The sequence below is a fragment of the Microbacterium sp. E-13 genome (assembly GCF_049912955.1).
In the GTDB taxonomy this organism is placed as follows: domain Bacteria; phylum Actinomycetota; class Actinomycetes; order Actinomycetales; family Microbacteriaceae; genus Microbacterium.
In genome coordinates, this window is the sequence record NZ_CP183973.1 from 713,448 (window position 1) to 726,009 (window position 12,562).

A 12,562-nucleotide genomic window follows, 5' to 3' on the forward strand; every position below is an offset into this window, starting at 1 on the left:
GGACCCAGTGGCTAAGGCCAAGTTCGAGCGCACCAAGCCGCACGTGAACATCGGAACGATCGGTCACGTCGACCACGGCAAGACCACGCTCACCGCCGCCATCTCGAAGGTGCTCGCCGACAAGTACCCGTCGGCCACCAACGTGCAGCGCGACTTCGCGTCGATCGACTCGGCTCCCGAGGAGCGTCAGCGCGGCATCACGATCAACATCTCGCACGTCGAGTACGAGACCCCGAAGCGTCACTACGCTCACGTCGACGCCCCGGGTCACGCCGACTACATCAAGAACATGATCACCGGTGCCGCTCAGATGGACGGCGCGATCCTCGTGGTCGCCGCCACCGACGGCCCGATGGCGCAGACGCGTGAGCACGTGCTGCTCGCCAAGCAGGTCGGCGTGCCCTACCTGCTCGTCGCGCTGAACAAGTCCGACATGGTCGACGACGAGGAGATCCTGGAGCTCGTGGAGCTCGAGGTTCGCGAGCTCCTCTCGTCGCAGGACTTCGACGGCGACAACGCCCCCGTCGTCCGCGTCTCGGGCCTCAAGGCTCTCGAGGGCGACGCCGAGTGGACCGAGAAGATCCTCGAGCTCATGGAGGCGGTCGACGAGTCGATCCCCGACCCGGTGCGTGACAAGGACAAGCCGTTCCTCATGCCCATCGAGGACGTCTTCACCATCACCGGCCGTGGCACGGTCGTCACGGGCCGCGCCGAGCGCGGTACCCTCGCGATCAACTCCGAGGTCGAGATCGTGGGTCTGCGCCCGACGCAGAAGACGATCGTCACCGGTATCGAGATGTTCCACAAGCAGCTCGACGAGGCATGGGCCGGCGAGAACTGTGGTCTGCTCCTCCGCGGCACCAAGCGTGACGACGTCGAGCGCGGCCAGGTCGTCGTGAAGCCCGGTTCGGTCACCCCGCACACCAACTTCGAGGGCACGGCGTACATCCTGTCCAAGGAGGAGGGCGGCCGTCACAACCCGTTCTTCACGAACTACCGTCCGCAGTTCTACTTCCGCACCACCGACGTCACCGGCGTCATCACGCTGCCCGAGGGCACCGAGATGGTCATGCCCGGCGACACCACCGACATGACGGTCGAGCTGATCCAGCCGATCGCCATGGAGGAGGGCCTCGGCTTCGCCATCCGCGAGGGTGGCCGCACCGTCGGCGCCGGCACGGTCACGAAGATCCTCAAGTAAGTCTTCTGACTCACAGACGAACGCCCCCGTGCTCTGCTCGGGGGCGTTCGTCGTTCGCGGTGTGGACTGCGTCGCATGCTCGAGGTGCGCGCTTCATGTGCTCTCGCCGAGACGACACGATCGACGCGCGTCGTTCGTGTGATCTCGGCGAGAGCGCGTGATCTCCTCACGCGGGTCCGGGCGTGCGCAGTGTTGCTCAGGATCGGCTCAGGCCGGCCGACCCCTCGGCAGCGATTACGCTGGAGCGAACAGCCCTTCGCGCGAGCGGCGCAGCCGCTCCGCGCGATCGGGCCGGCTCCCCCTCGCGTCACGGCCGAAACCGTACCGCGCGGTGTTGAGACCTGGACAGACGCGAGGCGAGGAAGGAGCGGGCCCGATGGCCGGCATTCTCGTTCACGAGTGGCTGTCGCGGCATGGCGGCTCCGAGAACGTCTTCGAGGTGCTGTCGGCCATCTATCCCGATGCGGAGCGGTTCTGTCTCTGGAACGACAGCGACGGCAGGTTCGAGGGCGTGCACGAGACCTTTCTCGGACGAACGCCGCTGCGCAGGAGCAAGGCCGCAGCGCTGCCCTTCATGCCGGCTGCCTGGCGGCATCTGCCCGCGCGCGACGCCGAATGGGTGCTCTGCAGCAACCACCTCTTCGCGCATCACGCCCGGTTCGGCGGCCCCGCGCGGGACGCGCCGAAGCTGGTCTACACGCACACGCCGGCGCGATACGTGTGGACGCCCGACCTGGACGGCCGTGGCGATGGCCCGGTGGCGAAGACGATCTCCCGCATGCTGAAGCCGGTCGATCGACGGCGCGCGCAGGACCCGGTGGCCATCGCCGCGAACAGCGCGTTCATCGCGCAGCGCATCGCCGACACGTGGGAACGCGAGGCGACCGTCATCCATCCCCCCATCGATGTGGCCGCGTTCACCGCGGGACCCGCCGATCTCGCGCCCGCCGAGCGGGCGACCCTCGCCGCCCTTCCGCCCGATTACCTGCTCGGAGTCTCCCGGTTCGTGCCGTACAAGCGGCTGGACCGGGTGATCGAGGCGGGACTGGCGGCGGGCCTCCCCGTCGTGCTGGCGGGCGCCGGACCCGACGAGAGCCGATTGCGCGCGATCGCCGCCGAGCGCGGTGAGTACGTCTTCTTCGTGCACGACCCCTCGACCGCGCTCCTGTCGGAGCTGTATCGCCGGGCACTCGCTCTGGTGTTTCCGGCGATCGAGGATTTCGGCATCATGCCCGTGGAGGCGATGGCGACCGGCACGCCGGTCGTGGCCAGCGCCGTCGGCGGTACCGCCGAGACCATCCTCGACGGCGTGACAGGCGCACTCGTGCACGACTGGAGCCCGGGCGAACTGACGCTCGCGGTCGACCGGGCACTCGGCGCCGACGCCGACGCGTGCCTCGCGCGCGCACGCGAGTTCGACACGTCCGTGTTCGTCGAGCGCATCACCGAGTGGGTCGCCGGTGCCACCGGATCCGGCGTCGCGCCATCGCCTCCCTCCCCGAACAGCAGACGCCGGTGACCGCCCTGTACGTCGACGACCGCTATCGCGGCGCGCACGGGATCGGCCGCTACGCGCGCGAGGTGCTGCCGCGTCTGCGTCCGGAGTGGCGCCCGCTCGCCCTCAGCGGCAGTCCTCACTCGGCGTTCGACGCCTTCCGCCCGCTCCCCGCCCTGCGCCGCTCGCACGCACTCGTCTACTCGCCGGGGTACGGAGCACTGCTGCGAGCACCACGCCAGGTCCTCACCATCCACGATCTCATCCAGCTCCGTGCCGACGGCTTCGAGAAGCTGAAGTTCGCCGCGTACTACGGGGGCCCGGTCCGCCGTACCGTTCGCAAGGCGGGGCTCGTGCTCACCGTTTCCGAGACATCGGCGCGCGACATCCGCGAGTGGCTGGCGGACGACGCCGTGCGGGTGATCAATGCCGGGAACGGATGCTCTGAGGCATTCCGGCCCGACGGGCCGGCAGAGGCCGCGACGGATCCCTACGTCGTGTTCGTCGGGAACATCAGACCGCACAAGAACCTCGACGTGGTGCTGCGGGCGCTCGCCCTCGCACCCGCCGTGCGGGTGCGGGCGATCGTGCCGCAGCGGGAGGTCGCGGAAGCGGCCGGGCGGGCCGCGGAGCTCGGTGTCGCCGACCGGGTGGAGTGGCTTCACGGCGTGGACGATGAGCGGCTCGCCGCGCTGTATCGGGGGGCGGCTGCCGGCGTCATGCCCTCGACCATCGAGGGCTTCGGCCTGCCCGCACTCGAATCCATCGCCTGCGGCGCTCCGGTGATCCACTGGCGCGGCTGCGAAGCGGTCGCCGAGATCGTCGGCGATCGCGGCTGGGCGCTGGAGAGCGCGCAGGATGCCGCGGAGTGGGCCGACGCGCTCACCGCCGCGACCTCCGTGCCGCGTCGCGTCGAGCCGCCACCGAGCGCCCACGACTGGGACCGCACCGCCGGCGTCGTCTCGGACGCGCTCGAGGAGGCGCTCGCCTGACGTGAGGCGATGACCTCAGCGCGCGGGGAGTTCCGCGAGGAACGCCATGAGCGTGCGAGTCTTCTCCTCCCACGACTGCGTCCTCGCGCGGCGCACGCCCGCGGCGTTGGGGGACGGATGCTCCAGCGCCAGGCCGAGCGCGGCGTCGGCTTGTGCGGGCTCCGTGTAGGTGAACAGGCCCGCGCTCACGTCGGAAGCGATGACCGGGGTTGCCCGCGCGACGACGGCGAGGCCCGCTGCGAGGTACTCGTAGAGCTTCATGGGGCTGCGTCCGGCGTTGAGCGGATCGTCCGAAAGTGGCAGCAGACCGACGCGGGCGTCGTGCAGCACCGCGGGGAGCGCGTCGTAGGCGACGGGGCCGAGCAGCTCGACGTTGGCGGGAAGGTCCCCCGGCGCCGCTGCCGCGGGCCCTGCGATCGCGAAACGCACGTGGGGGTACGATCGCGCCCACGCCATCACGCGCTCCCAGTCGAAGCGCCCGTCGAGCGCGCCCACGTAGACGCAGACGTCGGGCCGAGCCTGCGCCGCACCCTCGGACGCAGCGAAGCGTGCAGCATCCACGCCGTTCTCCAGTACGAGTGCCGGAATGTCGGCGGCACCGAGCCCGTGCAGCACCACCGCCGACGTGGCGACGACCCCGTCGCTCGCCTCGAAGATCCGCCGCTGCCGGCGCGCTTTGACGCCGACGGGGTAGAGGTCGGTGGGGCGGTACACGAGCCGGCGCGCCATGCCGCGGACCGAGTTGTCCCAGAGCAGGGGCTGGTCGACCAGCACGGCGTCGAAGTCGGGGAGGATGCCGTGGCGCCGGAGCTCGCGGGCGACCCGGAATCGCCCGTACGGTCGCGGAAGGATGGTGCGCGGCACGAGGTGGGTGACGCCGTCGGCGTCGCGCTGCGGCCCCTCCGGCACGTCGGCGGCCGCGTCGCGGCTCACGCGACCAGTCGCGCGATGGGCGAGCGAGATCGGCGTGGAGAGGTGCACCACCTCGGCGCCGTTGCCGGCCAGCACGCGGGCGTAATGGTGGCTGCCCACACGGAACGGCCCGAAGGCGTGGCTGTGAGCGAGGAACAGGATGCGGCGGCCGACGACCGACGCCGGATCTGCGCGCATCACCTCAGCCGAACTCATCGGCGGGCCGAGCGGATCGCCGCGCGCACGTCGGCCTCGATCCCGGAGAGCCGGACCTCGGCCTCGCCCACGCGGCGCCGCACGTCGTCGACGCGCGTCAGCTGAGCGGTCAGGAACCCGGTGATGCCGCGCGGGCCGGGGTTCGCGGCATCCATCGACATGTCCGTCAGGCCGACGGTGGCGAACGAGTCCGCGATCTTGCGCGTCGGGGCGGGCACCAGCTCGACCGGCAGGGCACCGCTGAGCGCCGCGAGGATGAGCACATGCAGACGGTCCGAGATCACGAGGCGGGCGCCGTCGTAACGCTCGCGCAGCAGGGCCTCCTGGGCCACCGGGTCGCGGTCGCCCCACGGCTCGAATTCGCCGCCCAACGCGCTGGCGAGCTCGCGAGCCCGGTCCTCGTCTTCGCGGACCTGCACCACGGTGCGGATGCGCAGCCCCTGCGCCGCCGCGAAGCCGGTCACCGCCTCCACCCAGGCGGGGCCGGGGCGGGGTCTCTTCCCCCGCAGGCTCACGACCAGCTCCGCGCGCGCGTTCCAGGGCAGCCCGTCGCGGCGGCCCGCGGCGAAGCCGATGTCGGGGACGAGCTGACCGTGGGCCGCGATCCTCAGACTCGTGGCGTCCCGCCACAGCGCGAACTGCGACGCCCGCGCCGCGAGCGAGTGGAGGCGGAGGGCGGGCTGGGTGGGAGCGCGGATGGCGCGCGGGGGGCGCACGACGACGCCGCGCCGCAACCGCACGAGCACCGTCTCGGCGAGGAACACCAGCTCACGCAGAGCGTTGCCGCGTTCGAGGGGAACCTCCCCGGCCTCGAACACCAGCGCGGGGCGCGACGGCGCGGTCGCGAGCATGAACAGCCACCGCGGCACGCTGCGCTTGGAACGCAGCAGGACTGCGTCGCCGGGAGCGAGCCCGAGCTGCGCGAGCCAGGCGTCCGGAGCTTCGCCCGTGTAGACGACGAGCTCGTCGGACGTTCCCCGTGCCCACGCGAGCTGCTCGCGCCGGATCAGTGCGTCGCCGAGATTGCCGGCCGGCCCCGTCAGCGAGACGAACGTGCGGGTCGGGCGGGGGGCTCGTCGTCGTCTCGATCCCCCGCTTCGCATGTGATCAATCTACTTGGGGCGGAGGAGGAGCCATCGCCGTGGACGGCGAGATGGTTCGCCGGAGCCCGCTGGCCCCGGCCGGGGAGGCGTCACCCGTCGTACGATTCTGTCTACCGACGCGAGAAGCCGGGGCGGCATCGAATGACCGAAGCGCGATACTACGGCCACACGCGATTCAGTGTGCATCTGCCGGGGAACGGTGCGTGGAAGATCTCACGCCAAGGCGCCGAGTACACCGACGCGTTGTTCCGACCCGAGCGTATGGCTCTTCGCTCCGACGTCTTCCTGAACCTGGCGATGCCGGTATACCAGTCGTGGGCTGAGCGGTTCGATTACCGGCACATCGTGCATTTCTCGCGAGATCTTCCCGAGGAGTGGAGGTCGCGCTTGGAGATCGCTGCCGCTCGCCATCCCTGCGTGATTCTCGACGAGGTGACACGAGAGATCGCGGTGGATTCCGTCATCGCCTCCGATCTCGGCTCTCGAGGTCGCGGCTCGGATATCGCGGTCCGCATTCGAGTCGACGACGACGACATCCTCGCCGCCGACTACCTGGACCGCCTTGCGGCCTATGTTTCACCCGAGCACGTCGGGTTCGCCGTGTCATTCGGTCTCGGGGTGGCAGCCCTGTATGACGACGGCGCGCATACCGACTTCCGGCTCAAGCGGGAGGTCCTCCCCTCGGCGGGGCAGGCCTACATCGGGCGGTTCGACCCCTCGTCGATGTCGGTTCGCGAGCTCGCCGACGCGCCGCACAACCGGATCGACACGGTCGCTCCCGTGATCTTCGACTCACGCGAGCCCATGTATCTGCAGACGTACCACGGCACGCAGGACAAGGAGTGGGATCGGGACGACGACCACCCTTCGTCACGTCTGCAGGCGCGCTCCGAGCTCATCGACGCAGCGCTGCTGGAAGTGAAGTTCCCCACCGTCCGGCTCCGGGGCGGTACGTCCGCATAGCCCTGCCGATGCGGCGCCGGACGCGCCCTGTCCTGGACCTATTCGATGAAGTCGATGAGCTTCCGCGCCTCTCGCTTGAGACGCTCGAGCGTCGCCTCGTCCTCGTCGGTCCATGTGGCGGCCTCAGCCGCGGCGATGAATCGCTTGAAGTCGTCGAGCGTCGCAACCCGGAGGTCGATCGCTCGCTCGGGGTGACCGATCTGCTCGTAGAAGCGACGTGTCTTCTCACGCACGTACAGCGAGAAGCTCGGGATCCGCTGCGAATAGGAGGTGATCGCCAGGTGGAGGTGGGACGTGAAGAGCGCGCGCATTCCGGCCAGTCGGGGAAGGAAGTCCTCGAGGGTGGTGTAGCTCAGTCGCTCGGCTGAGGGGGCTGCCGGCGCGATCTCGGATCGGGCCCGACCGTTGCGGATCAGCACGACGTCGTTCGTGTTGGCGCGAGCGTACTGCCCGACGGCGTCGACGATCGCCGGCACATGCGGGTTCTTGTGGACGTCTTTGAATGCGCTGACGTCGAACTGCAGCCCGAGCTTGCCGTGAGCGACGGTCGGGAACGTCAGGATGTCGGACGTCAGCAGCGCGGTGTCGGCACCGAGGAGAAGCTTCTTGTCGGTGACGCCGAGACCGCGGAGGTTGTCGTAGGACTCCTGCTCACGCACACCCACCTTCTCGGCGATCAACGAGACGGCGTACGCGAGCATCTTGGACTTCTCCAGGATCCACGGACCGGCGCCGACACTCGTGACGTAGACGCGCTTGCCGGCGAGGAGCCCCTCCATGCCCGCGTTGGCCACGATGTCGAGATACGACGCACCCGGCTTGGCTCCCGAGGTGTCGCTCATGATGCCGCCCCCGCCGACGACGACAGCGTCTGCGCCCTCGAAGAGCCCGTCGTAATCCGCGGAGTATCGGGTGCCCAACCACGCGCTGTTCTCTTCACTGAGTCGAGGAATGGTCACCTCATACCCCACGCGCTGCAGGTGCTTGGCGAGGATCGCGCCGACGAGATCGTCGCCGAAGTTGTGCGCTCGATAGGGGCCGACGACGAGCGCCTGCTTCGGGGTGTCAGTCATGGTGCCTCTGATTTCGGGGGGGAGAGGGGGCAAGGGACGGGGGCGTCCCGATCGGGCGTGCCGCGGGGGGAGTTCGGGCGCATGCCCTGCCGTACGCGCTTGACGCTCTACAGCAGGATCCTTTCATCCTGCCTGAGGGACCCGAACACGGCCTGGGCGTCGGCGCCGTCATCCAACGCGCGGAGTTCCTCCGCCGCGCCATCGGAGATGAGCGCGAACTGCTTGCGCGCACCCTCGTAGACGTAGTCGACGATGTTCTTGATAACGGCCGACGTGCCGGCCGGCAGAGCACGACCGTCGAGCTCGCGACTCATCTCGAGGTACGAGAGGTAGTAGCCGCGAGCTGATCGCTCCGGATTCAGGGTGGTGATCGTCGAGCCCGGCCTCATCCGGCGCGCATAGGCATCGATCCGCTCATGGGCCGTATGCGAGGCGTTCAGCATGAGCCGGAACGTGTATGGATTGTCTTGGTGGACGATTCCGGGGATGAAGCTGACCCCGAGCTCGCGAACGTAGCTGGTCCGCGCCATGTAGAGCCCCACATGCGGCCGGTAATCCTTGTTGCGACGCATGGCAGCCATGAGATCCACGCCGCTGCGAACGCCCCGATAAGTGTGCGCTCGCTGGTAGTAGGTCTCGTACCGTTTCCAGACGTCTTCGTCGATGTCGCCGTCGCGGAAGGCGAAGCAGTCGAAGAGGAGAAGGTCCAGCTGACCATCGTCGGCTCGCTCGACCAGGGTCTTCAGCACGTCGCGCGGCCAGTAGTCGTCGCTGTCCAGGTAGATGACGTATCGGCCGGCTGCCTGCTCCAGACCCCGATTTCGGCCGACGGACTGGCCGCTGTTCGGCTGGTCGATGACGGTCACGCGAGCGTCGGAATCCGCGAAGCGCTTCAGGATCGCGGGAGAGTCGTCGGTAGACCCGTCATTGATGCAGATCACCTCGACGTCGACTCCGGTCTGCGCGAGGACACTGGAGATGCAATCGTCGAGCCACGGCGCGGAGTTGTAAACGGGGATGACGAATGACACGTCGGGATTCGCCGACCGCGCGGGCGTCGGTATGCCGGGCTGAGAGCGCAGGGGTGGCGGCGTCGTACTGACCGAAATCGTCGCACCGGAGTTTCGGCCGGGACGTGGTCGCTTCTGGTCGGGCCGGATCGCGGCGCGGATCTTCCGGGGGAGGAACGTGAGAGCCCGCCCCACGCGGAACGACGGGCCTTCCGTGATATGACGGAGTCTCGCCCGGGCGAGATCCCGCTCGCGCCGTAGGGCGGCCACCTCGGAAGTCCCCCCGCCTCCGTTCCGGTTGTCGCCGCGGATATTGCGCTCGCCGATGCGGACGAGCCATTCGATGAGGATCTGCGCCTCTTCGAGTGTCGGAGCGGGTGAGAAGTCGGCGGGAAGCGTGCCCTTGATCAGCTGGATCAGTCGCGCACCGAAGTCGACGGTCACTGCGGTGCGTGCGAACTCGCGCGCGGCGTGAGACAGGGCGGCGTATCGTTCGGGATCCTGCGCAATGCCCACGATCAGATCTGCCAGAACGGCCGGATCGTTGGTGGCCGCCGCGACCAGACCCGCGTTGTCTCGGACGGTCGGGAGCCAGGGGAGGTCGTACATCACGACGGGCATGCCGAGCGCCTGCGCCTCGATGATCGTGAGCTGGAACCCCTCGATCGCGCTTGCGGAGACGAAGAGATCCGTGTGCGCCAGCGTCCTGAGGAGCTCCTGCGGGGTCTGCTCGCCGATGAGATCGACCGCATCGTCGACCCCGCGTGTGATCGCGTCCTGCCGTACCTGCTTCGCCGTCAGGTTCCTCGAGTCCGGGCCGATGATCGTCAGCCGGAAATCCACGCCGCGCGCGCGCAGCTCCTGGGCCAGTCCGATGAGGTGGTGCACCTGCTTGGTCGAACGGTCGAGGCGACCCCACCACGCGAGCTCGAGGCGCCCGGCGGGCAGAGTCCTCGGCTTGCCGGCAGCCAGGGCGGCCACGGCGAACGGCGATGGAGGATTCGGGAGGTAGACGACTCGCTCGATGCCGCGGAGTCTCCAGAATGCGACGTCGGCAGGGGACAGCGTCACGACCGTGAGGAGGATGCGCATGTGCGCGGTGAGGAACGACGTGCGCTGGCTGCGGTCGAACAGCGAGCGCAGGGCGAAATTGTGCACCCAGCCGATGGTGGGGATGCCGGACGCGAGGGCCGCGAGCGCGAACCACGGCCAATGCTGGTTGTAGAGGATGTGGTGGTCGATGACCATGTCGACGCCATGCTCTCGGCAGATCGCCAGCCAGTCGTCGAGCTGAGCCACCCTGTTGGCACCGGCCACCTGCACCACCGCGACACCGGACGGGACCTCGACGACACCTTCGGCGTCCCGATGAACGGCCACCGTCACCTTGTACCCGGCGTTCACGAGGTACGCGGCATGCTCCATCATCACAGCCTGCAGGCCGCCCGTGTCGAGCTGTCGAGTCGTCAGAAGGATGCTCCTGACATCGGCCGGCTGGGAGGGTTCCGGTACGCTCGCCGAGATGGCCGGCAGTGCCTCCTCGCAGAACGCCGCGGCCGCGCGGACGACATCGAGGTCGCCCACTCGCTCCTCGAGCAGGTCGAGGCACGTCCGCTGGAGCTCGCCCGAGGTGTCGCGGATGCAGTAGCGGAGAATGTTCCCGATGATGTGAAGCCGAGCCGACCTGTAGGCGTCGAGGACCGCATCCGGCTCAGCTGACCTGCTCGCGACTGCCTCGACCGCGTCGGCGATCGCAGTGATGGGCTCGATACCGCTCAGCAGGAATCGGAAGTGCTCGACCCCGTCGATTGCGTGGCCACTGGTTCCCCGGCGGAAGTGGTAGCGGTAGAGACGCTCCGCTGTCGACACATACTTCGTGGCGTGCGCGAGCGCGAGGAAGGCGATCGGAAGATCGTTGGCACGGTAGAAAGCGGAGTCCGACGGGATCCCGTCATAAGCCTTCCGCAGCAACTCCGCCGCGAAGAGATATCGCCACAGGTGGCCGTTCGCCGCCTCGGAGACGGGGAAGAGGGAAGGGATGATGTCGGGCGCGGTCAGCTCGCCGTACCGGGGCTGCAATGCCGCTTCGAATCGAGTCGGGACGCCATCCGGAGCGATGATCTCCACGCCGAATCCCACGACGTCCGCGCCGGTCGCCTGCGCTTTGGCCAGCGCCGTCTGAGCGGTGCGCGGGTGCAGCTCGTCGTCCCCGTCCAGGAACAGCACGTAGGGCGCCCTCGCCGCCTCGATACCCGCGCGCCGAGCCTGGAATGCCGACTGATTCGTGGGCTGGCGGATCAGCCGCACGCGCGCGTCTCTGGCCGCATACTCCTCGACGATCGCGACCGTGCGATCGGTCGACGCATCGTCGACACACACGACCTCGACGTCCGCGAGGGTCTGCGCGAGGCAATTGTCGAGTGCTGCGGCTACGTGGTCCTCGTCGTTGAAGAGAGGAACGACGATCGATACGCGGGGGGATCCGGCCACTTGCCCTACCTCGTCATCGGCGCCGCGGCGCATCTTCTCATGCGGCGCCCACGCGCGGGAACACATCCGCTCGATCCTACCGGTCCCGGCGGTGCCGACTGGTCTGCGGGCGCCGCATCGTCGCCCCGCCGGGCCGCGTCGCGAAGATTCGGAGGGGTAGTATTGCGGGGACCCCGCGTTCGTGTGGGTGCGTTCGCGTGCCGTTGCGGATGGTGAGGAGGTGGCGACGAGTCATGGTCGACGCGCCGTCTCCTGCTGCTCTCGAGGGGTTGCATCCGGTCGGCCGCCGCCCCCCGTTCGGCGAGTATCTTGCCGAGGCATGGCGTCGGCGCAGCTTCGCGTTGACCCTCGCCGGCCACCGGCTCGTCGGCAGCCTGCTGCAGAACCGGCTAGGCGTGCTATGGATCGTGATGAGGCCGCTGTCCATCGCGATTCTCTATGGAACGATCTTCGGCCTGGTGATCTCCGGTGCGGCGCGTCCCGAAGGATACGTGCGCTACATCATCGTGGGGGTCTTCGTCTTCGAGTTCTTCACCGGTTCCTTCGGTGCCGGCTCGAAAGCCATCACCAGCAACGCCAAGCTCGTGCAGAGCCTCGGATTCCCCCGCATCCTCCTCCCGATCTCCGTGGTGGTGGAGCAGGCGATGCGAATGATCCCGATCATCGTGCTGCTCGGCATCCTGCTCCTCGTCTTCGGTGAGCCCATCGCATGGTCGTGGCTGCTCATCTTCCCCATCCTTGCGATCATGGGGGTGTTCAACCTCGGAGCGGCTCTGATCGTCGCGCGCCTGTCGGTGCATGCCCGCGACGTGCAGCAGTTCATCCCGATCCTCAATCGCGTACTGCTGTACATCAGCGGCATCTTCTTCAACATCGATGGCGCACTCGAGGGGATGCCATGGGGGCTGTGGGTCGTGCACCTCATCCCGACCTACGACTTCATCGCGATCTCGCGAGAAGTCCTGCTCGAGTCGTACACGGCCCCGGCGATCGCATGGGTCGCGGCCCCGTTGTGGGCGTTGGTGACCATCGTCGTGGGCGTCGTGTATTTCTGGCAGGCCGAGGCGAGGTACGGGCTCAGTGAGTGAGTGGTCGCTCGGTGCGCAG

At 68.6% G+C, this 12,562-nt stretch carries 9 protein-coding genes; 5 read left to right on the plus strand and 4 right to left on the minus strand.

Annotated elements, in window-relative coordinates; all coding sequences use genetic code 11:
* The first annotated feature begins 7 nt into the window (after positions 1-7).
* The 3 genes from tuf (at position 8) to ACN9MP_RS03215 (ending at position 3,688) form a co-directional block, all read left to right on the plus strand.
* Positions 8-1,201, plus strand: coding sequence for an elongation factor Tu (tuf, locus tag ACN9MP_RS03205; protein ID WP_426323889.1), 1,194 nt, complete (start codon positions 8-10; stop codon positions 1,199-1,201).
* A gap of 376 nt (positions 1,202-1,577) precedes the next feature.
* Positions 1,578-2,720 (plus strand): glycosyltransferase, encoded by a 1,143-nt coding sequence (locus ACN9MP_RS03210; protein WP_426323891.1) that lies wholly within the window; start codon positions 1,578-1,580, stop codon positions 2,718-2,720.
* Positions 2,717-3,688 carry a glycosyltransferase family 4 protein gene (locus ACN9MP_RS03215; protein WP_426323892.1) on the plus strand — a complete coding sequence of 324 codons (972 nt, stop codon included), beginning with the start codon at positions 2,717-2,719 and terminating at the stop codon, positions 3,686-3,688. Before ACN9MP_RS03210 ends, ACN9MP_RS03215 begins: the two co-directional genes overlap by 4 nt.
* A 15-nt stretch (positions 3,689-3,703) precedes the next feature.
* Here the strand turns inward: ACN9MP_RS03215 and ACN9MP_RS03220 are convergent, their stop codons facing one another.
* Both ACN9MP_RS03220 and ACN9MP_RS03225 read right to left on the minus strand, forming a co-directional pair.
* Complete coding sequence (locus tag ACN9MP_RS03220) at positions 3,704-4,798, minus strand: glycosyltransferase (RefSeq protein WP_426323894.1); 1,095 nt, start codon at positions 4,796-4,798, stop codon at positions 3,704-3,706.
* Between the two features lie 14 nt (positions 4,799-4,812).
* On the minus strand, positions 4,813-5,919 hold the full coding sequence (locus tag ACN9MP_RS03225; RefSeq protein ID WP_426323895.1) for a hypothetical protein: 1,107 nt from the start codon (positions 5,917-5,919) through the stop codon (positions 4,813-4,815).
* Positions 5,920-6,060: 141 nt separating this feature from the next.
* Here ACN9MP_RS03225 and ACN9MP_RS03230 point away from each other — a divergent pair, with 141 nt between their 5' ends.
* The gene (locus ACN9MP_RS03230; protein ID WP_426323896.1) at positions 6,061-6,882 is read left to right on the plus strand and encodes a glycosyltransferase; all 822 of its coding nucleotides are present in this window, start codon (positions 6,061-6,063) and stop codon (positions 6,880-6,882) included.
* 38 nt (positions 6,883-6,920) lie between these two features.
* Here the strand turns inward: ACN9MP_RS03230 and ACN9MP_RS03235 are convergent, their stop codons facing one another.
* Positions 6,921-7,955, minus strand: coding sequence for a polysaccharide pyruvyl transferase family protein (locus ACN9MP_RS03235; RefSeq protein ID WP_426323897.1), 1,035 nt, complete (start codon positions 7,953-7,955; stop codon positions 6,921-6,923).
* A 107-nt stretch (positions 7,956-8,062) separates the two neighbouring features.
* Positions 8,063-11,455 carry a glycosyltransferase gene (locus ACN9MP_RS03240; RefSeq protein WP_426323898.1) on the minus strand — a complete coding sequence of 1,131 codons (3,393 nt, stop codon included), beginning with the start codon at positions 11,453-11,455 and terminating at the stop codon, positions 8,063-8,065.
* Between the two features lie 233 nt (positions 11,456-11,688).
* Between ACN9MP_RS03240 and ACN9MP_RS03245 the strand changes: the two genes are divergently transcribed.
* Positions 11,689-12,543: an ABC transporter permease gene (locus ACN9MP_RS03245; protein WP_426323899.1), complete on the plus strand. Its 855-nt coding sequence runs from the start codon at positions 11,689-11,691 to the stop codon at positions 12,541-12,543.
* Positions 12,544-12,562 lie beyond the last annotated feature (19 nt).